A 22,627-nucleotide genomic window follows, 5' to 3' on the forward strand; every position below is an offset into this window, starting at 1 on the left:
TCGTCGGTCGACGACGCTCCGCGTCGCCTCCCTCCTCCGCCTCGCCTGCGAAGCCGCATGACGCCGCTCGCTGATCCACGCTCCCTTGCCCCCGAGGTCGTTAGCTCCTCCTGGCCCCTCGGGGCGAGAAGTCGGCCGGTTGTCACTCAATGGTGCTAATCGGCCGCTTCCTTCTCTCCGGCCCCCCTCAACTCGCTAGCCTGACGCACGGATTGGCGGGCGCGGCGGGTCGAGCTGCGGGACACAGGAGCGAGGCTGGTGATAGCCCTTTCACGGGTGGCGCGCGCGTACATTCTGGGGGCGCTGCTCGCGGCGGCCTGCTGCGCGCTCCCCGCGCTGCGCCCGGACGCCGGTACGCCGTGGACCGCCGTCGCCCTGCTCTCCGCCCTGTACGCCGCGGGTGAGCTGCTGGGCCGCCGGCCCTTCATCGGCGGCGCGGTACGCATCGGCGCGGGCTCCTTCTTCCCCGTCCTGCTGGCCGCCGTCCTGCTGCTGCCGCCCCCGGCCGCCGCGCTCGTCGCCGTGCCCGGCGCCCTCGTCGGTCATGTCGAGCGGAGACCGCGTGCCGTGCGCCGCGCCTGGCGGGCGGCCCAGCTCGCGCTCGCGGCCCGGGCCGCGGCCGAGGTCTACACCCTCCTCGACGGCCGGGCCTCGCTCGGCGGAGCCGGCAGCGGGCCGGGCGGGGCCCTCGCCCCTGATTTCCCGTACGCCCTGCTGCCCGCCGGCGCGGCCGTCCTCGTCTTCTGCCTGGCCCTGACGGCCCTCGACGGCGGCATCCTCGCCACCGCCGAACCGCTGCCCGTACGCACCGCCTGGCGCGGCCTGCTGCTGCGTTCGCTGGCCCCGCACTGTGTGCAGGGCCTCGCCGGGCTGATGATGGCCGTCCTGTGGCGCAGCCCGTACGGGCCGCTCGCCGCGCTCCTCGTCCTGCTGCCCATGTACATCTCCTGCTGGGTCTTCGCGCAGTACCACCGCGAGCGCGCCGCCCACCAGGCCACCATCCGCGCCCTCGTGCAGGCCGTCGACATCAAGGACGAGTACACGCGCGGGCACAGCGAGCGGGTCGGCCAGGCGTCCGTGATGATCGCCCGCGAGCTGGCCATGGACGAGGAACGCATCGAGGTCCTGCGCTTCGCCGGGATCCTGCACGACGTCGGCAAGCTCGGCGTCCCGACCCGCCTCCTGCGCAAGGACGGGCCGCTGACCCCCCAGGAGCGCCGCATCATCGAACTGCACCCCGAGTACGGGCACGAAATGGTCCGCGGCATCGGCTTCCTCGGGGAGGCGCGGTCCGCGATCCTGCACCACCACGAGCGGCTCGACGGGAGCGGCTACCCGTACGGGCTCAGCGGTCGTCAGATCCCCGAGTTCGCCCGGGTCGTAGCCGTCGCCGACGCTTTCGACGCGATGACGTCGACCCGCTCCTACCGAAGGGCCCGGCCGCTCGGCAGGGCGGTGGAGGAACTCGACAGATGCGCCGGGACGCACTTCGACCCGGAGATGGTGGCCGCGCTGATCCGGGCGCTCGACCGGCACGGCTGGCACCACTCGGTCACGGCGGACGAGCGCGACCCGGCGGACGAGCGCGACCCGGCGGACGAACGCGGCCCGGCACACGCCCCGTCGGCCGCCACCGACGCACCGGGGACGCCCGGCACACCGGGTGCGGCCCGCCCGCCCGACCTCGGAGGAAACGTCCCGCCTCCGCGCCCCGGAGCCCCGGCGACACATGCGGGCGGGCCCGGCGACGCCCCCGCCACGGCCCCCGCCACGGCCCCCGTCGCCGCCCCCGGTCCTCCCGCGTCCCCGGAGCACGGCGCGTGAGCAGGGGCGCGCCACGCGCGCGTGACGCGAAGCGGGAGCAGCAGAAGCCGCCGTTCGCCGTGGCACTCGTGTACGCCGCCGCCACCGCGCTCACCGTGTGCGCCTTCGGTGACACCCTCTGGCACGGCATCACCCAGCCAGGCGTCGCCCTCGCCTTCGGGGTCCTCATCGCTGTCGGCGAACTCGCCCGCTGGGGCGCCGGCCGAGGCCCCTCGCCGCTGCCCGGCGAACGCGACCCCGCGCCGCTCGGCACCGCCGGAGCCCTCGCCTACGCCCTGCTCGGGCAGAACGCCGGGCACGCCACCAGCCACGGCGTCCTCCAGGTCGTCGCCGTCGTCGTCGCGGCCGCCCTCGCAGGCGCCGTGCCGCACGTCGCCAACGGCCACGGGCCCGCCATCGACCACGTCGCCCGCCGCGTCCTCACCGTCGCCTTCGCGGCGGTCTGCTTCCAGCCGCTCTACAACTCCGGCACGCTGGGGCGCTGGGTCGGCCACGGACCGTACTTCGCCCTCTTCCTGCTGCTCGTGCTCGTCCTCACCGCCCTGTGCGACGCCGTGATCGCCGCCACCATGGCCCGCGCGCGCACCGGCTATCCGTACGGCTCCCTGCTCCGCGACGAGCTGCGCGCCCTGATCGGCATCGGTTCCGCCGTCTGCGCCACCGGCGCCGTGATGGCGCTCGCGGTCGCCGTGGCCGGACTGTGGGCGCTGCCCGTCTTCTGCGTACCGCTGCTGCTCACCCAGCTGTCCTTCCGGCGCTACGCCGAGGTCCGTACGACGTACCGCCAGACCATCACCTCGCTGGCCCGCGCCACCGAGATCGCCGGATACACCCCACCCGGCCACGCCCACCGGGTCGCCCAGCTCAGCCGCGCCGTCGGCCGCGAGCTGGGCCTGTCCGAGCCCGAGCTGACCGTCCTGGAGTACGCGGCCCTGATGCACGACATCGGCCAGCTCTCGCTCCTCGACCCGGTCCCCGCCGGCGCCACCGCCCGCCTTTCGCCCGCCGAGCAGCGCAGGATCGCCCTCCTCGGCGGAGCGGTCGTACGGCAGACCGGGGTGCGGGCCGAGGTCGCCGTGGTCGTGGAGCGGCAGGCCGACCCCTACCGTGAGCAGCCGCTTTCCGCCCGGATCGTGCGCGCCGTCAACGCATACGACGATCTCTCGGGGGAAAGCGGGCCGGGGGAGAACGGCAGCCGTCTCGGCGGCAGGCTGAACGCCCTGGAGCACCTTCGCCTCGGTACCGGCCACGACTACCAGAGCGAGGTCGTGGAATCCCTCGCACGTGTCCTGTCCCGCGGCGGTCTGACCCCGTCCTCACCTGGGTAACCCATGGGTAATGAGCGGCCCTCCGACGGGGCATGGTTGGATGCGAAGAAGAGCAAGAAATGGGTGTCCGGGGGCACGGGCCTTCAGCGACCGGCAGGCGGGAATCGTGAGGATCTTCGGGAAGGTACGGCATCGACCCTCCGCTTCGTGGCGGCAGGCCACCGACCGCGCGTTCACGCTGATCGGCGACGGTCGGTACGAGGACGCGGGGGCGCTGCTGACGCGCGCGGCCGACCTCGAACCCTGGCTGTCCGAGTCATGGTTCAACCTGGCACTGCTGCACAAGTTCCGGCACGACTGGGAGCAGGCGCGGTCGGCCGGACTGCGCGCCGTCGCCCTCCTCGACCGGGAGACCGGCGCCCCCGACTGGTGGAACGTCGGGATCGCGGCCACCGCCCTGCAGGACTGGCCGCTGGCGCGCCGCGCCTGGCAGGCGTACGGGCTGAAGGTGCCCGGGGGGCCCACCGAGAGCGGCGAGCCCGTGGGCATGGAGCTCGGCAGCGCAGCGGTCCGGCTCTCGCCCGAGGGCGAGGCCGAGGTGGTATGGGGCCGCAGGCTCGACCCGGCGCGCATCGAGGTGCTGTCGATCCCGCTGCCGTCGTCCGGGCGGCGCTGGGGCGAGGTCGTCCTGCACGACGGCGTACCGCACGGCGCGCGGGTCACCTCCGCGGGGCCCTCCTTCCCCGTATTCGACGAGATCGAGCTGTGGGCGCCCTCGCCGGTCCCCACCTGGGTGGTTCTCCTGGAGGCCGCAACCGAGGCGGACCGGGACGCCCTGGAGCGGCTGGCGGCCGACGCGGGGTTCGCCGCCGAGGACTGGTCCTCGTCCGTACGGCTGCTGTGCCGGGCCTGTTCCGAATCGCAGATGCCCAGCGACGAGGGCGACGGCGAGCACCTTGACCCGCACGATCACAGCGAGCCCGGCCACCCCGGGCCGCTCGGCCACCGCACGGCGGGCGAGCTGTGGGTGCCGGAGCGCGAGTGCGGTCTGGCGGCGCCGGACGGGCTGGTCCGCGGGCTGCTCGACGGGTGGGTCGCGGACAGACCCGACAGCCGTGAGTGGCGGGACCTCGAAGAGGTCTGCTGAAGTCTGGCCGTAGGCTGTACGCGCAGCGGATTCGGGTATGCGGATTCGGGTATTTCTGGGTTTGAGGAAGGCGTACGGCGGACATGTCGCAGCAGGAGACGGACCAGCAGGTCGACGACGGGTTCGTCGTGGACACCGAAGAGACGGCAGAGCGCGAGGAGGCGTACCGCGAGCGCGGTACCGCCCGCCCCATCACCGTCGTCGGGAACCCGGTCCTCCACAAGGAGTGCAAGGACGTCACCGAGTTCGACGACAAGCTCGCCGCGCTGATCGACGACATGTTCGCCAGCCAGCGGGCGGCCGAGGGCGTCGGCCTGGCCGCCAACCAGATCGGCGTCGACCTCAAGGTCTTCGTGTACGACTGCCCGGACGACGACGGCGACCGGCACGTCGGCGTGGTCGTCAACCCGGTCCTCGAAGAGCTCCCGCAGGACCAGCGCCGGCTCGAAGAGGCCAACGAGGGCTGCCTGTCCGTCCCCACCGCCTACGCCGAGCTGGCCCGCCCCGACTATGCGGTGGTGCACGGCCAGGACGCCCAGGGCAACGCGATCAAGGTGCGCGGCACCGGTTACTTCGCCCGCTGCCTCCAGCATGAGACGGACCACCTCTACGGCTACCTGTACATCGACCGGCTGTCGAAGCGGGACCGCAAGGACGCGCTGCGGCAGATGGAAGAGGGCACGGCGCGCTACCCGATCGTCGAGAACGCCTGACGCGTGACGTGACCGATGAGGGCCCCGTGTCACCGGTCGCACCGGTGGTGGCGGGGCCCTTCGTGTACGTACGGGAGCTCAGGCGGCCCGTACGGGCCCCCGGAAGGTACGCCGGTACGCGTTCGGGGTCGTCCCCAGCGAACGCATGAACTGGTGGCGCAGCGCGGCGGCGTTGCCGAAGCCCGTGCGGCCCGCGATGGCGTCCACCGTGTCGTCAGTGGCCTCCAGCAGCTCCTGGGCCCGCAGCACCCGCTGGCGCAGCAGCCAGCGGTACGGCGTGGTCCCGGTCTCCTGGAGGAAGCGCCGCGCGAAGGTCCTGGGGGACATGTGGGCGCGCTCGGCCAACCGCTCGACGGTCATCTCCACGTCGAGGTGCCGCTCCATCCAGGCCAGCACCTCACCCACCGTGTCGCACCGCGCGTGCGTCAGCGGACGCTCGATGTACTGCGCCTGCCCGCCGTCGCGGTGCGGCGGCACCACCATGCGGCGGGCGACGGTGTTGGCGACCTCCGGGCCGTGCTCCCGGCGCAGGAGATGGAGGCAGGCGTCAATGCCCGCCGCCGTGCCCGCCGAGGTGATGACGGCCCCGTCGTCGATGTACAGCACATCGGGCTCGACCCGGGCCAGCGGATGGCGCCGGGCCAGCTCGGCGGTGTGCCGCCAGTGGGTGGTGCAGCGGCGCCCGTCCAGCAGCCCGGCAGCCCCGAGCACGAACGCGCCCGAGCACACACTGAGCACCCGCGCCCCCCGGTCGACGGCCCGGCGCAGCGCGTCGAGCATCGGCTCGGGGTAGACACCGGCCTCGCAGTGCTGGTCGGCCGGGATGGCGATGAGATCGGCGCTGTCCAGCCGGTCGAGGCCGTGCGGCACGGAAATGGTGAAGGCGCCGGAACGGGTGGACAGCGGTCCCGGTTCCGCGGCGCACACCGCGAAATCGTAGACCGGAAGCCCTTGATCGCTCCGGTCGATTCCGAACACCTCGCACACCACGCCCAGTTCGAACGGGTTGGCTCCGTCGATCAGCGCCACGGCCACGTTTTTCAGCATGCCTCCAGTGTGCCCCCGTCGTGGCAGTAATGCGAGGTTCTATGGCAGTCCTGCCACTGACTTTTTTCTGCGGGGAGGACCACAGTGGAGGCATGGAAACAGTCCTGAGCTACCTCGTGGTCCTCGCAATCTTCGTGCTCCTGACCTTTCCGCCCTTCGTTGGTCATGCGCGGGACCGTCGCATCGACCGTCAGCTCCGCCGGGCGGAAGGCCCCACCCGCGACCGGGCGCCGACGGCCCTGCGGACCGTCCCCGGGTCCGCTTCCCGGTCGCCGGCCGACTGGGAACTGGCGGGAGGCTCCGCCGCTCGTGACGCCGAGTGACGGGCGTGAAACGCACCCAGGGCTGCCTTCGGTTCACACCGGGGGCAGCCCTGAAGCATGTGGAGCGTATGAAGGCCCAGTGGACCCAGAGGGTCTAGAAGTCGTCGTCGAAGCCGACCGAGCCCTCGACCGCGGTCTGGTACGCCGACGGGCGGCGCTCGAAGAAGTTCGTCAGCTCCTGCACACCTTGCAGCTCCATGAAGGAGAACGGGTTCTCCGAGCCGTACACCGGGGCCAGGCCCAGGCGCTGGAGGCGCTGGTCGGCGACGCACTGGAGGTACTCGCGCATCGACTCGGTGTTCATGCCCGGCAGACCCTCGCCGCACAAATCCTGGCCGAACTGGAGCTCCGCCTCGACGGCCTCCTTGATCATGTCGGTGATCTGCCGGCCCAGCTCGTCGTCGAAGAGGTCCGGCTCCTCCTTGCGCACGGTGTCGACGAACGCGAACGCGGCATCCATGTGGCAGGTCTCGTCCCGGAACACCCAGTTGGTGCCGGTCGCCAGACCATGCAGCAGACCCCGTGACCGGAACCAGTACACGTACGCGAAGGCGCCGTAGAAGAACAGCCCCTCGATGCAGGCCGCGAAGCAGATCAGGTTGAGCAGGAAGCGACGGCGGTCCGACTTCGACTCCAGCCGGTCGATCTTCTCGACCGAGTCCATCCACTTGAAGCAGAACTGCGCCTTCTCGCGGATGGAGGGGATCTCCTCGACCGCGTCGAAAGCGGCGGCCCGGTCGTCCGGGTCGGGCAGATAGGTGTCCAGGAGCGTCAGATAGAACTGAACGTGCACGGCCTCCTCGAAGAGCTGACGGCTCAAGTACAGCCGCGCCTCGGGGGAGTTGATGTGCTTGTAGAGCGTCAGCACCAGGTTGTTGGAGACGATCGAGTCGCCCGTCGCGAAGAACGCGACCAGCCGGCCGATCATGTGCTGCTCACCCGGGGAGAGCTTCGCGAGGTCGCTGACGTCCGAGTGGAGGTCGACCTCCTCGACCGACCAGGTGTTCTTGATCGCGTCGCGGTAGCGCTCGTAGAAGTCCGGGTAGCGCATGGGGCGCAGGGTCAGTTCGAAGCCCGGGTCGAGAAGGTTCTTGGTCTTGGTCTCGGTCTCGGTCTCGGTGGACATTACTGGCAGGCCTCGCAGGACTCGGGGTTTTCCAGGGAGCAGGCGATGGCGTCCTCGTCGGGAGCCGTCGCGGTGGTCACTTGCTGAACGGGGATGGGGGCGGCGACGGTCGCGCCGGCGCCGGCTGCCCGCGCGATGCGCGTCGCCGGGCGCGAGCGCAGGTAGTACGTCGTCTTCAGCCCCTTCTTCCAGGCGTACGCGTACATCGAGCTGAGCTTCCCGATGGTCGGCGTCTCCAGGAAGAGATTCAGCGACTGGCTCTGGTCGAGGTACGGCGTACGGGCCGCTGCCATGTCGATCAGACCGCGCTGCGGGATCTCCCACGCCGTGCGGTACAGCTCGCGCACGTCCGCCGGGATCCAGCTGAAGCCCTGCACCGATCCGCTGGACTCGCGCAGCGCCTCGCGGGACTGCGCGTCCCAGACACCGAGCTTCTTGAGCTCCTCCACCAAGTAGGCGTTGACCTGAAGGAATTCACCGCTGAGCGTCTCGCGCTTGAAGAGGTTGGAGACCTGCGGCTCGATGCACTCGTACACACCCGCGATCGAAGCGATGGTCGCGGTCGGCGCGATCGCCAGGAGCAGCGAGTTGCGCATGCCGCTCTTGGCGATACGGGCGCGCAGCGCGTCCCAGCGCTCCGGCCAGGTGACCTCGACGCCGTAGTGGTCGGGGTGCAGGACACCGCGCGCGGTGCGGGTCTTTTCCCAGGCGGGCAGCGGGCCGTTGCGCTCGGCCAGCTCGCAGGACGCCTCATACGCCGCGAGCATGATCCGCTCGGCGATGCGAGTGGAGAGCGCCTGCGCCTCGGGGGAGCCGAACGGCAGCTTCAGCTTGAAGAAGACGTCCTGCAGACCCATCGCGCCCAGGCCCACCGGGCGCCACTTGGCGTTGGAGCGGCCGGCCTGCTCGGTCGGGTAGAAGTTGATGTCGACGACCCGGTCGAGGAAGGTCACCGCGGTACGGACGGTCTCGTCCAGCCGCTCCCAGTCCATCTCGCCCGTGGCCAGCACGAACGAACCGAGGTTCACCGAGCCGAGGTTGCACACGGCGGTCTCGCCGTCGTCCGTCACCTCCAGGATCTCGGTGCACAGGTTCGACGAGTGCACGACGGAACCCGGCTCTGCGGTCTGGTTGGCCGTACGGTTCGACGCGTCCTTGAAGGTCATCCAGCCGTTGCCGGTCTGCGCGAGGGTGCGCATCATCCGGCCGTACAACTGCCGCGCGGGGATCGTGGTGCGGGCCAGGCCGTCCGCCTCGGCCTTGCGGTACGCCGCGTCGAACGCGTCACCCCACAGGTCGACCAGCTCGGGCACGTCGACCGGTGAGAACAGCGACCAGTCGGTGTCCGCGTCCACCCGGCGCATGAACTCGTCGGGGATCCAGTGCGCGAGGTTCAGGTTGTGGGTACGCCGCGCTTCCTCGCCCGTGTTGTCGCGCAGTTCCAGGAACTCCTCGATGTCCGCGTGCCACGTCTCCAGGTAGACGCAGGCCGCGCCCTTGCGCCGGCCGCCCTGGTTCACGGCGGCGACCGAGGAGTCGAGGGTGCGCAGGAACGGGACGATGCCGTTGGAGTGCCCATTGGTGCCGCGGATCAGCGAGCCTCGGGCGCGGATGCGCGAGTACGAGAGGCCGATGCCACCCGCGTGCTTCGAGAGGCGGGCGACCTCGTGGTAGCGGCCGTAGATCGAGTCGAGCTCGTCCAGCGGGGAGTCGAGCAGGTAGCAGGAGGACATCTGCGGGTGGCGCGTGCCGGAGTTGAAGAGCGTCGGCGAGGACGGCAGGTAGTCCAGGCGGCTCATCAGCCGGTACAGCGCGGCGACCTCGTCCAGGGCGCGGACCGAGTCGTTCTCGGCGAGGCCGGACGCCACCCGGAGCATGAAGTGCTGGGGGGTCTCGATCACCTGACGGGTGATCGGGTGACGCAGCAGGTAGCGGCTGTAGACGGTCCGCAGGCCGAAGTAGCCGAAGCGGTCGTCGGCCGTCTTGTCGATCAGCGCGTCGAGCCGCGGAGCGTGCAGGGCCACGAAATTGGCCGCGCGGTCCGCGATCAGGCCCTCGCGGTGCCCCACGCCGACCGAGTCGGAGAAGGTGTGGACGCCCTGCGTCGCCGCCTCGTCCCGGATCGTGCGGGTCAGCAGCCGGGCCGCGAGGCGGGAGTAGGCCGGGTCCTCGGAGATCAGGCCGGCGGCGGCGTCGGTGGCGAGAGCACGCAACTCAGCCGCGTCAGAACCGGCGTTCCGGCCGCGCAGCGCGGCCGCGGCGACTCTGCCGGGGTCGGTGTCGGGCAGATCGGCGGTGAGATCCGTCAGGGTTCGCAGCAACTCTGTGCCGGGTCCCTCGGTCGTCACCGTGGCAGAAGCCGGATCGACTGGCGCGATGGTCACGGGGTGCTCTCCCTCGCTCGGCTCGGGGCCGGCGGGGGGACAGGGGGCGCATGGGCACACGTCACCCCTGGAAAGGGCGGCACACCGCATTGCGTCCACCGGCCCAACCGCGAGGCCCGGACGTATCGGCATCCGGATCGGTCGAACCGGATGCACCGTCGGCAGGTCTCGGACTCCTGGGTGCGCAAAGGCGCACCTATCACACCGTTGCGGGACAGTTCCGGATTCGCACCGGATTTCCCTGCGGCGACAGCGAGCACGAGCATACATGTGGGGGCCGGGGGATGCTGCACCCCCCAGATGTTGTGTCGCGGGTGTCGCGGCTTCGGTTCTGTGTACGACAACGGGCCGCCGCATCCGGGAGGATGCGACGGCCCGTGCGATCACTGGGCGGCGGGCCTCAGCAACAGCGGAAGCCCTCCCGGGGATCCGCCTCGCGTGCGTCCGTACGGCTGTGTTCGAACTCCCGTCGGCTCATGACGGGGGCCTGCGGATCGCAGGATCGGGTGTGCTCCGCATACCGGCCGTAGGCGGATTCACCGGTCAATTCGCGGACGTACCAGCGGATCCGGCCCGCCACGCGACGTACGTCCGACAGGGTCATTCCCGGCTCCCCGTTCCGACGCTGGCGGCGTCGTCCTTGCGCATGCCGCCCTCGGGGCCGAGGCCGGCCGCCACGAGCTCGGCCTTCTCCTCCTTGGTCGCGAGGAGCGAGGCGGGCGCGACGAGGCGGGACTCGACGTACGGGGTCTCGCTGAGCTTGACGCTCGCGGGGTCGCGGATCGCCTTGACGCACACCCGCACCGCCTCGACGAGCACCACGATGATGAGGATGGCGAAGAACGCGGACAGTACGCCGTCGACCGTGGAGTTGGTGACGACCGTGTGCATGTCGTCGACGGTCTTGGCGGGAGCGATCGCCTCGCCCGCCTCGATGCCCGCCCGGTACTTGTCGCGCTGGGCGAAGAAGCCCACCTTGGGATCGGCGGAGAAGATCTTCTGCCAGCTGGCGGTCAGGGTGACCGCGACGTCCCACACGAGCGGCACGGCGGTGACCCAGGCCCACTTGAGCCGCCCGGACTTGACGAGCAGCGTGGTGCAGACGGCGAGGGCGACGGCGGCGAGCAGCTGGTTGGCGATGCCGAACAGCGGGAAGAGCTGGTTGATGCCGCCCAGCGGGTCGTGCACGCCGACCCACAGGAAGTAGCCCCAGCCGCCCACGACGACCGCGCTGGCGAACCAGACGCCCGGCTTCCAACTGACCTGGTGGAACGGCTTGTAGACGTTGCCGAGCATGTCCTGGAGCATGAAGCGCCCGACGCGGGTGCCCGCGTCCACCGTGGTGAGGATGAACAGCGCCTCGAACATGATGGCGAAGTGATACCAGAACGCCTTCATTCCGGCGCCGCCCACCACCGCGGAGAAGATCTCCGACATGCCGAGCGCGAAGGTCGGCGCGCCGCCGGTGCGCGAGAGCAGGCTCTGTTCCTCGACGTCCTTGGCGGCCTGGGCCAGTGACTGCGGGTCGATGGCGAAGCCGAGGTTGGTCACCGCTTCGGAGGCGGCCTGGACGTTGTCACCGATCACACCGGCGGGCGAGTTGATCGCGAAGAACAGGCCGGGGTCGATGATGGAGGCGCAGATCATCGCCATGACCGCGACGAACGACTCGGTCAGCATGGCGCCGTAACCGATCACCCGGATCTGCGTCTCCTTCTGGATCATCTTCGGGGTGGTGCCCGAGGAGACCAGGGAGTGGAAGCCGGAGAGCGCGCCGCAGGCGATGGTGATGAAGACGAAGGGGAACATCGAACCGGCGAAGACGGGACCGTCGCCGCGGCTCGCGAAGTCGGTGACCGCGGGCATCTTCAGCGTCGGCAGGGCGATGAAGACGCCGATGGCGAGCAGGCCGATCGTGCCGACCTTCATGAAGGTCGACAGATAGTCGCGCGGGGCGAGCAGCAGCCACACCGGCAGGATCGAGGCCAGGAAGCCGTACGCGATCATCCACATGACCAGCGTGCCGGGCTCAAGGGTGAAGGTGTCGGCCCACGAGGACTCCGCGACCCAGCCGCCCGCGACGATCGCGAGCAGCAGCAGGGAGACTCCGATGACGGAGACCTCACTGACCCGGCCGGGACGCAGCACGCGCAGGTAGACGCCCATGAAGAGGGCGATCGGGATCGTCATGGCGATGGAGAAGACGCCCCACGGCGAGTGCGCGAGCGCGTTCACGATGACCAGGGCGAGCACCGCGAGCAGGATGATCATGATGGCGAAGACCGCGACCAGGGCGGCGGCGCCGCCGACCACGCCGATCTCGTCCCGGGCGATCTGGCCGAGCGAACGGCCGTCGCGACGCGTGGAGAAGAACAGCGTCACCATGTCCTGGACGGCGCCGGCCACGATGACGCCGACGATGATCCAGATGGTTCCGGGGAGATAGCCCATCTGGGCGGCGAGCACCGGCCCGACCAGCGGCCCAGCGCCCGCGATGGCCGCGAAGTGGTGACCGAAGAGGACCCGGCGGTCGGTGGGGTGGAAGTCGACGCCGTTGTTGAGCCGCTCGGCGGGGGTGGCCCGGTTCTTGTCGACCTTCAGGACCCGGTTGGCGATGAAGCGCGAGTAGAAGCGGTACCCGATGGCGTACGAGCCCAGGGCCGCCGCCAGCATCCAGGCCGCGGACACCTCCTCGCCGCGCGAGAGGGCGAGCACGCCCCAGGCGACCGCGCCCACCAGGGCGACGAGCGCCCAGACGGCGATTGCTCTGGGAGTCATTGAACGCTGTGCGGTGGTGGGTGGTGCCGACTCTGTCATGAGTGTCTCGTCCCCTCGCTGATCACCTGCGTCTCGTGGACGACGCGCTGGAAATCTAGGGGACTGTTTCACCAGGCGTCACCCCCTGTCCGCATATCGGTACGACAACAACTCGAAGGGCCGAGGGGGGTGCCCGTATGGACACAGCTGTAACAGCCGTGCCACAGGAGCGTTCCGGGAGCCCGGTTCGTACAACTTCGAGCAGGAGTGCGCTGTCGGTTCATCCAGCGGCGGGGCACGGATGCCTACCGCACAGCGCGCACTTCGGGGCGACGCTCGGCAAGTGACGCGGGCCCGGGGTGCGGAGCGTACTGCGCGTCCTCGGGGCGCGATCCGGTGCGGGCGGCCCTACGGCCGCAGGGGGTGACGCCCTGTTCGTCGGCCGGGCGTCGACCCTGTCGGGCCGCTCAGCCGGTGGGGCGCTTCAGCCTGGCGACGAACTTGTAGCGGTCGCCGCGGTACACCGAGCGGACCCACTCCACCGGCTCGCCGGCCCCGTCGATCGAGTGCCGGGAGAGCATCAGCATCGGCAGACCGACGTCCGTGCCGAGCAGTCCGGCCTCGCGCGGGGTGGCCAGTGACGTCTCGATGGTCTCCTCGGCCTCGGCGAGCCGTACGTCGTAGACCTCGGCCAACGCCGTGTAGAGAGAGGTGTACTTGACGAGCGAACGACGCAGCGCGGGGAAGCGCTTGGCCGACAGATGCGTCGTCTCGATGGCCATCGGCTCACCGCTGGCCAGCCGCAGCCGCTCGATGCGCAGGACGCGTCCGCCGGTGGTGATGTCGAGCAGCCCGGCGAGGGTGTCGTCGGCGGTGACGTATCCGATGTCGAGCAATTGGGAGGTGGGCTCCAGGCCTTGGGCCCGCATGTCCTCGGTGTACGAGGTGAGCTGGAGGGCCTGGGAGACCTTCGGCTTGGCGACGAAGGTGCCCTTGCCCTGGATGCGCTCCAGACGGCCCTCGACGACCAGCTCCTGGAGGGCCTGGCGCACGGTCGTGCGCGAGGTGTCGAACTCGGCCGCGAGCGTGCGCTCGGGCGGTACGGGGGTACCGGGAGGCAGAGTCTCGGTCATGTCCAGCAAGTGACGCTTGAGCCGGTAGTACTTGGGCACGCGTGCGGTACGGCCGGCCGTCGTGCCCTCCGTCTTCGTGCTGCCCCCGTCGGTACCCATGGCCCGCCTTTCCGACTGCTGCGCTGTTGCCGTCACCGGCTCCTCCGTCTGTCGCGGCTCACATGGTGGCACGGTCCGGTCACGAGACGTCGCCCTCCCTCATGTGTCGGTCCGGTAACGGACGCGACAGCCCTTCTTATACACCCTTGACACCCCTAAAGGTCTAGGCCAAGCTCCCGGTACTGGTCTAAACCATTCAGGACCAGGTCCCAGCCCCAGGTAGTTCTCGTCGTATTTGTTCGCGGTGGGCGGGGGGGTTGCAGGCATCCCTGAGGAGGGTTGGCGTGAAGCGCAAGCTCATCGCGGCGATAGGCGTCGCGGGCATGTTGGTCAGTGTTGCGGCGTGTGGCGATTCGGACAGCACGGGCGGTGGCGACAAGGCGAAGCCCAAGGAGCTGACGGTCTGGCTCACGGTCGACGCACAGAACAACTGGCCCGAGTTGGTCAAGGCGGCCGACGACACGATCGTCAAGAAGTATCCGGGCATCAAGATCAAGCACGAGTACTACGGCTGGCCGGACAAGAACGCCAAGCTCGACGCCGTACTCGCCACGGACAAGGCTCCGGACGTGGTCGAGATGGGCAATTCCGAGATGGTCGGCTACATGGCCACCGGCGCGTTCGCCGAGATCGACCCGGCGAAGTTCGACAAGTCGGGCGACTGGCTGGACGGCCTCAAGCTGTCCGTCACCTACGAGGGCAAGACCTACGGCGTGCCGTACTACGCCGGTGGCCGTGTGGGCACCTGGCGCAAGGACGTCGCCGCCGAAGCGGGCGTCAAGGCCGTGCCGAAGACGTACAAGGAGCTCACCTCCGCCCTGGACAAGATCCAGAAGAAGCAGGGTGACAAGTACAGCGCCTGGTACCAGCCTTCGCCCGACTGGTACGCGGCCATGTCGTTCGTCTACGACGCCGGCGGCTCCATCGCCAAGCAGGACGGCGACCAGTGGAAGTCCAGCCTGTCCTCGCCCGAGTCCGTCAAGGGACTCAACGAGTACAAGAAGGTCCTCGACTCGTACATGCACGCCGACAAGACCAAGGACGAGTCCGACCGTCCGGTCGTCTTCGGCCAGGGCAAAGCGGCCACGATGTTCGCCGCTGCCTGGGAGGGCGGTACCGCCGCAGCCCCGGAGAACGACAAGGTCGGCAAGCTGGCCGACAAGATCGAGTCCTTCGTGATGCCCGGCCCGTCCGGCAAGAACCTCCCGGTCTTCCTCGGCGGTTCCGACCTTGCCGTCCCGGTCAAGTCCGACGCCCAGGCCGTCGCGGGTGAGTGGATCAACGCGTTCACCGGCGCCAAGGGCCAGAAGGGCCTCGTCGCCAAGGGCAACCTGCCCAACAACAAGACGGACCTGGAGCCGCTGAAGTCGGACCCGGCGACGGCCGTCCCGGCCACCGCCGCGGCGTCCAGCTGGTTCGTGCCCACCGCTCCGGGCTGGGGTCAGGTCGAGAAGGCCAAGCTCCTCCAGACCATGCTCCAGGAGATCGGTACCGGCAAGAAGTCGGTCGAGGCCGCCGCGAAGGCCGCCGACGCCAAGATCGACAAGGTCATCAACACCAAGTGACCTCGAGTCGGCAGGGCCCCGCCGAACCGGGGGGGCCCTGCCGACCGTAGCTGGAGAGGGACCCTGAGGAGCGCGCGATGAGTGCCGCAGAGACAACCACCGCCAAGGTGCCGCCGACGCGGCAATCGCCACCGCCACCGACGGAGTCCGGGGCACGGCCCCCCGGGGCCGGGGGGCCGGTCAGGAAGAAGACCTCCGACAGAGCCGCGGTGCCCTGGGCGTTGCTCGCTCCCTGTCTGCTGATCATCGTGCTCGTCATGGGCTATCCGCTGGTGCGGCTGGTCACGCTCTCCTTCCAGAGCTTCGGCAAGTCGGAGCTCTGGGGCTTCAAGGAGGCCGAGTGGGTCGGCTTCAAGAACTTCGCCGCCATCCTCGGCGACAGCGAGTTCTGGTCGGTCGTCGTACGGACCATCGTCTTCACGGCCGGCGCCGTCATCTTCACCATGGTGATCGGCATGGCCATCGCCCTGCTTCTGCAGCGGGTGTCCGGCTGGGTGAAGGCGCTCATCAGCATCGCCCTGGTGGCGAGCTGGGGCATGCCCATCATCGTGGCCACCGCGATCTTCAAGTGGATCTTCGACACCGACTACGGCGTACTCAACTGGCTGCTGAGCAAGCTGCCCGGCGTGGACATGGTCGGCCACAACTGGTTCGCCGGCGGGCCGCAGGGCCTCACCGTGATCATGCTGCTTGTGGTGTGGGGCGCGGTGCCGTTCGTCGTGATCACGCTGAGCGCCGGACTCACCCAGGTCCCCAAGGAGATGGAAGAGGCCGCGCGCCTCGACGGAGCAGGTGCCTGGGGCGTCTTCCGCTGGGTCACCCTGCCGATCCTCAAGCCCATCATCGTCATGCTGACGACGCTCTCGGTGATCTGGGACATGGGCGTCTTCCCGCAGGTCTTCGTGATGCGCGGCGGCAACCCCGAAGCCGAGTTCCAACTGCTCACCACGTACTCGTACCAGAAGGCGTTCGTCGTCAACGACTACTCCGGCGGCTCCGCGATCGCCCTGGTCACCGTGGTGCTGCTGCTCGGCGTCGTCGCCGTCTACATGCGCCAGATGCTCAAGATCGGAGAGGTGGAGTGACCTCGACCACCGCGGCTCCCGCCGTCGTTCCCCGTCCCAAGGGCCGTCTCAGGGGCAAGCCCCGCAAGGGCAGGAAGGGCAAGGCCGGCTGGAACGCGCTGGGCCTGCTGGTCTTCGTCGTCGTGGGCTTCCCGGTCTACTGGATGCTCAATACGGCGTTCAAGCCGGCCAAGGACGCGATCGATCCCGATCCGCAGTTCTTCCCCAGCCCGTTCACGCTGGAGAACTTCCGACGGGCGTTCGACGTCTCGGACTTCTGGGGGCCGGTCGGGCGCAGCCTCCTCGTCTCCTCCGTCGTGGTCGTCATCGGCATCATCGTCGGCATGCTCGCCGCGCTGGCCATCTCCCGGTTCGCCTTCCGCGGCCGCAAGATTGTGATCGTCGGCATCCTCGCGGTCCAGATGGTGCCGCTGGTCGCCATGATCATCCCGGTCTTCCTGCTGCTGAACGAGCTCGGTCAGTACGACAAGATCACCGGCCTGATCATCACGTACCTGACCTTCATCCTGCCGTTCACGGTCTGGACGCTGCGCGGTTTCATCGTGAACATTCCCAAGGAGCTGGAGGAGGCGGCCATGGTCGACGGCTGCACCCGCACCGGTGCCTTCGTCCGCGTGGTCTTCCCGCTGCTCGCGCCGGGCATGGTGGCCACTTCCGTCTACGGGTTCATCCAGGCGTGGAACGAGTACCTGTACGCGCTGATGCTGATGAGCCAGCAGAACCAGACCGCCACCGTCTGGCTCGGCAACTTCACCACCAAGCACGGCACCGAGTACGCCCCGATGATGGCCGGTGCCACGATGATGGCCGTCCCCATCGTGATTCTTTTCCTCCTCGTCCAGCGCAAGATGGCCGCGGGTCTGACGGCCGGCGCAGTGAAGGGATGACGCTGCCATGACGACACTGGTAAGCCCTACGAGCACGCTGACCCGCGATGCCCTGGCGGTCCTCCAGCCCGGCTTCGTGGGCGCCACCGCCCCCGACTGGCTGCTGCGCCGGGTCGGCGAAGGCCTGTCCTCGGTCGGCCTGTTCGGCCGCAACATCACCTCGCCACGACAACTGGCCGCACTCACCGCGCAGTTGCGGGCCGAGCGCGACGATATCCTGGTCGCGATCGACGAGGAGGGCGGTGACGTCACCCGCTTGGAGGTGCAGAGCGGCTCGTCCTTCCCCGGCAACCTGGCGCTCGGCGCCGTCGACGACACCGACCTGACCCGGGCCGTCGCCCGCGAGCTGGGCCGCAGGCTGGCCGAGTGCGGGGTCAACCTCAACTGGTCGCCGTCCGCCGACGTCAACTCCAACCCGGGCAACCCGGTCATCGGCGTACGCTCCTTCGGCGCCGACACACAACTGGTGGCGCGCCACACGGCGGCATACATCGAGGGCCTGCAGTCCTCGGGTGTCGCCGCGTGCACCAAGCACTTCCCCGGGCACGGCGACACCGCCGTCGACTCGCACCACGCGCTGCCCCGCATCGACGTGGACCTGGACATCCTGCACGCCCGTGAACTGGTGCCGTTCCGGGCCGCCATCGCGGCGGGCTCCAAGTCCGTGATGAGCGCCCACATCCTGCTCTCCGCGCTCGACCGGGACCGCCCGGCGACGCTGAGCCCCCAGGTCCTCACGGGCCTGCTGCGCGACGAGCTGGGCTACCAGGGCCTGATCATCACCGACGGCATGGAGATGCGGGCCATCTCCGGTACGTACGGCATCGAGCACGGCAGTGTCCTGGCGATCGCCGCGGGCGCCGACGCGATCTGCGTGGGCGGCGGCCTGGCCGACGACGAGATCGTGGTGCGGCTGCGCGACGCGCTGGTCGCCGCCGTGCACAGCGGCGAACTGCCCGAGGAGCGGCTGGCCGACGCGGCCGAGCGGGTGCGTTCGCTGGCCCGCTGGACACAGCACAGCCGGGGAATCGCGGAGCGGGGTCCGGACGCGGGTTCGCTCGCGGGGGACGCCTTCGCGCCGGGTTCCGCCGCGGGCATCGGCCTGGTCGCGGCCCGCCGCGCGCTGCGGGTCACCCGGAGCGACGAGCGGTTCACCCCGGTCGGGGAGGCGCCGTACGTCGCCGCCTTCACGCCCGAGGCGAACATCGCCGTCGGTGACGAGACGCCGTGGGGCCTGGCCGCCGAGCTGGCGCGGCTGCTGCCGGGTACCGAGACGGGTACGTACGGCAGCGAGAGCGAGGCCGGGAGCGTGCTGCGGGCGGCGGGGGACCGCAGGGTCGTGGCCGTGGTGCGCGACGTGCACCGGCATGCCTGGATGGCCGGGGCGCTCGACGCACTGCTGGCCGTGCGGCCCGACACGGTCGTGGTCGAGATGGGGGTTCCCGAGGCGCCGCCGCGCGGTGCGCTGTACATCGCCACGCACGGCGCGGCGCGGGTCTGCGGGCGGGCCGCGGCGGAGGTTGTCGCCGGGGTCTGAGGGTGCGTGGGCGCCGGGACGGTCGGGGGGCCGCCTGCGGCGCCTTCGCGCTGTCCGGACCCTCGTGGGCCGCTTCCTGGGGCGGCGGCCCACTTTGGGGGCGGCGAGATGCGGCCGGTCCGGTTACAGGCCCTGCCACGCGGGCTTGGCCGCGTACGTGTCGCGGAAGTAGTCCGCCAGCTTCAGCTGGGCCGCCGCCGCCTCGTCGATCACGACCGTCGCGTGCGGGTGCAGCTGCAGTGCCGACGCGGGCACCAGCGCGGACACCGGCCCCTCCACGGTCTGGGCCACCGCCTCGGCCTTGCCGGCGCCGGTGGCGAGCAGCACCAGGTGACGGGCCTCCAGGATGGTGCCGATGCCCTGGGTGATGACGTGGTGCGGCACCTCGTCGGGGCTGTCGAAGAACCGCGCGTTGTCCTGCCGGGTCTGCCGCGTCAGCGTCTTGATGCGGGTGCGCGAGGCGAGCGAGGAGCAGGGCTCGTTGAAGCCGATGTGCCCGTCGGTGCCGATGCCGAGGATCTGGAGGTCCACGCCACCCGCCCCGGCGAGCGTGCGCTCGTACGCCTCGCAGGCGGCCTGGACGTCCTCGGCCGCCCCGTCGGGGCCCATGAACGACGCCTCGGTCAGGCCGAGCGGCTCGACGACCTCGCGCAGCACCACCGAGCGGTACGACTCGGGGTGACCGGTGGGCAGGCCGACGTACTCGTCGAGCTGGCAGATGCGGGCGCGCGAGGCGTCGACGGCGCCTGCGCGCACCTTGGCAATCAGCGCCTGGTAGATGGGCAGCGGCGTCGAACCGGTGGCCACGCCGAGCAGGGCGTCGGCCTTGCGGCTCAGCAGGCCGACTATGCCCTCCGCGATGAGCTCGCCACCTGCCTTGGCGTCCGGGACGATGACAACTTCCACGCTGGGCCTGCCGATCTGAAGAAATGAGAAGTGTGGTATAGACCAATCTAGCAGAGGGGGCGGGGCGTGTCCGTTGCCAACGGGTGAACTCCTCGGGTCGGCGGGCGCGCAGGCGTGCGCGGCCGGTCGGCCGGGAGGCTCGGCGGGGGCCCCGATCAGCATGGCGCGGATCGTGACGGTCAGCCACCTGGAGGCCAGGGTGCGCCCACGGGCGGGACTGGATGGCGCGCGATGCGCGAGGGCCGGTGGGCCGGGGGCGGCGTGGTCGGCCGGGAATCCGTGAGGCCCCTGGGGCGAGTGGTGCGTCCGCGGCTCGAAGGCGGGGCCGGCACCCGCGGGCCGCGGCACCGCGACGGGACCCTCGGCCCGTCCGGCACCGCAGCCCGGAGTTGCTTCGGCCGACGGGCGTGCGGGCCCGGCCGGCCGATGGAGAGGCGGTGGCGCAGTCAGGGCAGAGAGCGCCGACCACCTCGATCCACCCTCCTGTGCGGGGAGGGCGGAGGCTTTATCGGCCCATTGTGGACTAGACCATTCTCCTGTGTCCATGGATGCGAGGCACCCACTTTTCGGTGCTTCCTCCATACCGGGCGTACCCGACCGAACGTCCGCTCGGTACACAACGCGGGTACTCTCGCACATGTGCCCTCCATGAACGACCTCGTACGTCAGCACACCGCCCTCAGCGACACCGACCTCGAGTGGCTCCACCTGCTGGTCTCGGAGTGGCAGCTGCTCTCCGACCTGTCCTTCGCCGACCTCGTCCTGTGGGTCCCCACGCTCGACGGCACCCGCTATGTGTCGGTCGCCCAGATGCGCCCCAACACCGGGCCCACCTCCTACCAGGACGACATGGTCGGCCACCTCGTCCCGCGAGGCCGCCGCCCCATGCTCGACGCCGCCCTCGACGAGGGCCGGATCGTGCGCGAGGGCGACCCCGAGTGGCGGGAGGAGGTCCCGGTCCGGGTCGAGTCGATCCCGGTGCGCCGCGAGGGCCGCGTCCTCGGCGTCATCGCCCGCAATACGAACCTGCTGACGGTACGCACGCCCAGCCGCCTCGAACTCACTTACCTGCAGAGCGCCTCCGACCTGGCCCAGATGATCGCGGCCGGGTCCTTCCCGTTCCCGGGCGACCAGGTCGACATGGACGCGTCGCCGCGCGTCGGCGACGGCCTGATCAGGCTCGACGCGGACAGCATCGTCCAGTACGCCAGCCCCAACGCGCTCTCCGCGTACCACCGTCTGGGCCTCGCGTCCGACCTGGTCGGCCAGCACTTGGGCCAGGCCACCGCTGAACTCGCCCCCTCCCGCGGCCCCGTGGACGAGGCCCTGGTCAAGCTTGCCAGTGGCTGGGCCCCCAGGGAGACCGAGGTCGAGGGCGGCGACGGGGTGATCCAGCTGCGCGCGATCCCGCTCAAGCCCAAGGGCATCCGCATCGGTTCGCTCGTGCTGTGCCGCGACGTCACCGAACTACGGCGGCGCGAGCGCGAATTGATCACTAAGGACGCCACCATCCGGGAAATCCACCACCGGGTGAAGAACAACCTCCAGACGGTGGCGGCGCTGCTGCGGCTGCAGGCCCGCCGGATGGACTCGGAGCAGGGCCGCGAGGCACTGAACGAGGCGGTGCGCCGGGTCGGGTCGATCGCGATCGTCCATGAGACGCTCTCGCAGAACCTCGACGAGCGCGTGGAGTTCGACGAGATCGCCGACCGGGTGATCGCGATGGTCGCCGAGATCTCGCCGGCCAAGGTCAGTTGCCGGCGGACCGGCCGCTTCGGCATCCTCGACGCCGAGGTCGCCACCCCGCTCGCGATGGTCCTCACCGAAGTTCTGCAGAACGCGCTGGAGCACGCGTTCGCACCGGCCGAGCAGGGCTCGGTCGAGGTGTCGGCGGTACGCGGCGGCACCCGCGCCGACGGGCGGCTGCTGATCACGGTGCTGGACGACGGCCGCGGGCTGCCCGAGGGATTCGACGCCAAGCGGACCGGCAATCTGGGGCTCCAGATCGTACGCACCCTGGTGGAGGGCGAGTTGGGCGGCAGCTTCGACATGGTGCCGGGTCCGGAGCGCGGCACCCGCGTCGTACTCGATGTCCCCGTGCGGACCGACAAGTAGCGCCCGAGTAGCGCCCGAATCAGCGGAAGTCCCGGAGAACAGCAGTGAGCCCCGGACCGTGGAACGGTTCGGGGCTCACTGTCTAGTGCTCACGTTGCTGTGCGCATTGGGGGGTACTGCGCGCTGCGACTCGGGGGCGGGAGGTGCGTACTCGCTGTACGCGCCGCCAAGCTCAGGCTGTTGGCAGGGGTGGGTCAGGCGGTAGCGTTACGCGCCCGGTTGCGAGCGGCACGGCGCTTCATCGCGCGGCGCTCGTCCTCGCTGAGGCCACCCCAGACACCCGAGTCCTGGCCGGACTCGAGCGCCCACTGCAGGCACTGCTCCATGACGGGGCAGCGGCGGCAGACGGCCTTGGCTTCCTCGATCTGCAGCAGCGCAGGACCGGTGTTGCCGATGGGGAAGAACAGCTCGGGATCTTCCTCGCGACAAACGGCGTTGTGACGCCAGTCCATGGCTGCTACCTCTCCTTGGTATTACGTGCAGGTTGCTTGTGAATGTGAACGCTTTCACGAATCCCCCCGCAAGTGAAGGGCCGACTGCCAGATGAACTGGTGTGGTCCTGGATGTGAGGAGGGGTTCTGGCTCTCAGTGGAGGCTGGTGTTGCGGGCCGTCCCGATCGCCATGTAGAGATTCGCAAACCTCGGCGCCGGGCACAACCCCTTCCGGAAAGTTTTTTTTGATTCCTTGGTGTCGGCTAGGTCACAGCCGTA

Annotated in this window: 18 protein-coding genes and 1 riboswitch; of the genes, 10 read left to right on the top strand and 8 right to left on the bottom strand. The window is 70.0% G+C overall.

What is annotated here, in order from left to right:
- The first annotated feature begins 258 nt into the window (after nucleotides 1-258).
- From QMK30_RS10995 to def, 4 genes are all read left to right on the top strand, one after another.
- Nucleotides 259-1,824, top strand: a complete 1,566-nt coding sequence (locus tag QMK30_RS10995; RefSeq protein WP_349362059.1) for an HD-GYP domain-containing protein — start codon at nucleotides 259-261, stop codon at nucleotides 1,822-1,824.
- Nucleotides 1,821-3,152 (top strand): HD-GYP domain-containing protein, encoded by a 1,332-nt coding sequence (locus QMK30_RS11000; protein ID WP_502963116.1) that lies wholly within the window; start codon nucleotides 1,821-1,823, stop codon nucleotides 3,150-3,152. Before QMK30_RS10995 ends, QMK30_RS11000 begins: the two co-directional genes overlap by 4 nt.
- A gap of 106 nt (nucleotides 3,153-3,258) precedes the next feature.
- The gene (locus QMK30_RS11005) at nucleotides 3,259-4,239 is read left to right on the top strand and encodes a tetratricopeptide repeat protein (protein ID WP_283517219.1); all 981 of its coding nucleotides are present in this window, start codon (nucleotides 3,259-3,261) and stop codon (nucleotides 4,237-4,239) included.
- Nucleotides 4,240-4,322: 83 nt separating this feature from the next.
- On the top strand, nucleotides 4,323-4,952 hold the full coding sequence (gene def, locus QMK30_RS11010) for a peptide deformylase (RefSeq protein ID WP_283517220.1): 630 nt from the start codon (nucleotides 4,323-4,325) through the stop codon (nucleotides 4,950-4,952).
- Nucleotides 4,953-5,030: 78 nt separating this feature from the next.
- Here def and QMK30_RS11015 read toward each other — a convergent pair whose 3' ends face one another.
- Nucleotides 5,031-5,999, bottom strand: a complete 969-nt coding sequence (locus QMK30_RS11015; protein ID WP_283517222.1) for a helix-turn-helix domain-containing protein — start codon at nucleotides 5,997-5,999, stop codon at nucleotides 5,031-5,033.
- A gap of 92 nt (nucleotides 6,000-6,091) precedes the next feature.
- Between QMK30_RS11015 and QMK30_RS11020 the strand changes: the two genes are divergently transcribed.
- On the top strand, nucleotides 6,092-6,322 hold the full coding sequence (locus QMK30_RS11020; RefSeq protein WP_283517224.1) for a hypothetical protein: 231 nt from the start codon (nucleotides 6,092-6,094) through the stop codon (nucleotides 6,320-6,322).
- A 94-nt stretch (nucleotides 6,323-6,416) separates the two neighbouring features.
- Here QMK30_RS11020 and QMK30_RS11025 read toward each other — a convergent pair whose 3' ends face one another.
- The 5 genes from QMK30_RS11025 to QMK30_RS11045 all read right to left on the bottom strand — a co-directional run bounded on the left by QMK30_RS11025 (nucleotide 6,417) and on the right by QMK30_RS11045 (nucleotide 13,821).
- Nucleotides 6,417-7,448 carry a ribonucleotide-diphosphate reductase subunit beta gene (locus QMK30_RS11025; protein WP_283517226.1) on the bottom strand — a complete coding sequence of 344 codons (1,032 nt, stop codon included), beginning with the start codon at nucleotides 7,446-7,448 and terminating at the stop codon, nucleotides 6,417-6,419.
- Nucleotides 7,448-9,832 carry a ribonucleoside-diphosphate reductase subunit alpha gene (locus tag QMK30_RS11030; protein WP_283517227.1) on the bottom strand — a complete coding sequence of 795 codons (2,385 nt, stop codon included), beginning with the start codon at nucleotides 9,830-9,832 and terminating at the stop codon, nucleotides 7,448-7,450. Before QMK30_RS11030 ends, QMK30_RS11025 begins: the two co-directional genes overlap by 1 nt.
- A 143-nt stretch (nucleotides 9,833-9,975) precedes the next feature.
- Nucleotides 9,976-10,098, bottom strand: a riboswitch (cobalamin riboswitch).
- Nucleotides 10,099-10,232: 134 nt separating this feature from the next.
- Nucleotides 10,233-10,436 (bottom strand): YbdD/YjiX family protein, encoded by a 204-nt coding sequence (locus tag QMK30_RS11035; RefSeq protein WP_283517228.1) that lies wholly within the window; start codon nucleotides 10,434-10,436, stop codon nucleotides 10,233-10,235.
- Nucleotides 10,433-12,649, bottom strand: coding sequence for a carbon starvation CstA family protein (locus QMK30_RS11040; protein WP_283517229.1), 2,217 nt, complete (start codon nucleotides 12,647-12,649; stop codon nucleotides 10,433-10,435). Before QMK30_RS11040 ends, QMK30_RS11035 begins: the two co-directional genes overlap by 4 nt.
- A 407-nt stretch (nucleotides 12,650-13,056) precedes the next feature.
- A complete protein-coding gene (locus tag QMK30_RS11045; protein ID WP_283517230.1) occupies nucleotides 13,057-13,821 on the bottom strand; it encodes a GntR family transcriptional regulator in 765 nt (254 codons plus the stop codon).
- A gap of 284 nt (nucleotides 13,822-14,105) precedes the next feature.
- On the opposite strand from QMK30_RS11045, the gene QMK30_RS11050 reads away from it, so the two are divergent.
- The 4 genes from QMK30_RS11050 to QMK30_RS11065 all read left to right on the top strand — a co-directional run bounded on the left by QMK30_RS11050 (nucleotide 14,106) and on the right by QMK30_RS11065 (nucleotide 18,895).
- Entirely contained in the window at nucleotides 14,106-15,386 is a 1,281-nt protein-coding gene (locus QMK30_RS11050) for an extracellular solute-binding protein (protein WP_283517231.1), read from the top strand.
- A 77-nt stretch (nucleotides 15,387-15,463) separates the two neighbouring features.
- Nucleotides 15,464-16,471 (top strand): carbohydrate ABC transporter permease, encoded by a 1,008-nt coding sequence (locus QMK30_RS11055; RefSeq protein WP_283517232.1) that lies wholly within the window; start codon nucleotides 15,464-15,466, stop codon nucleotides 16,469-16,471.
- Entirely contained in the window at nucleotides 16,468-17,358 is an 891-nt protein-coding gene (locus QMK30_RS11060; RefSeq protein WP_502963117.1) for a carbohydrate ABC transporter permease, read from the top strand. Before QMK30_RS11055 ends, QMK30_RS11060 begins: the two co-directional genes overlap by 4 nt.
- A 7-nt stretch (nucleotides 17,359-17,365) precedes the next feature.
- The gene (locus tag QMK30_RS11065; RefSeq protein WP_283517233.1) at nucleotides 17,366-18,895 is read left to right on the top strand and encodes a glycoside hydrolase family 3 protein; all 1,530 of its coding nucleotides are present in this window, start codon (nucleotides 17,366-17,368) and stop codon (nucleotides 18,893-18,895) included.
- A 123-nt stretch (nucleotides 18,896-19,018) separates the two neighbouring features.
- Here the strand turns inward: QMK30_RS11065 and nagB are convergent, their stop codons facing one another.
- Nucleotides 19,019-19,801, bottom strand: coding sequence for a glucosamine-6-phosphate deaminase (gene nagB / locus QMK30_RS11070; protein WP_283517234.1), 783 nt, complete (start codon nucleotides 19,799-19,801; stop codon nucleotides 19,019-19,021).
- Between the two features lie 648 nt (nucleotides 19,802-20,449).
- Here nagB and QMK30_RS11075 point away from each other — a divergent pair.
- Nucleotides 20,450-21,916, top strand: a complete 1,467-nt coding sequence (locus QMK30_RS11075) for a sensor histidine kinase (protein WP_283517468.1) — start codon at nucleotides 20,450-20,452, stop codon at nucleotides 21,914-21,916.
- A 194-nt stretch (nucleotides 21,917-22,110) separates the two neighbouring features.
- On the opposite strand, the gene QMK30_RS11080 is transcribed toward QMK30_RS11075, so the two are convergent.
- Nucleotides 22,111-22,368 carry a WhiB family transcriptional regulator gene (locus QMK30_RS11080; protein ID WP_004937597.1) on the bottom strand — a complete coding sequence of 86 codons (258 nt, stop codon included), beginning with the start codon at nucleotides 22,366-22,368 and terminating at the stop codon, nucleotides 22,111-22,113.
- Between the last annotated feature and the right edge of the window lie 259 nt (nucleotides 22,369-22,627).

It is taken from the genome of Streptomyces sp. H27-C3, from assembly GCF_030063415.1.
In the GTDB taxonomy this organism is placed as follows: Bacteria; Actinomycetota; Actinomycetes; order Streptomycetales; family Streptomycetaceae; genus Streptomyces.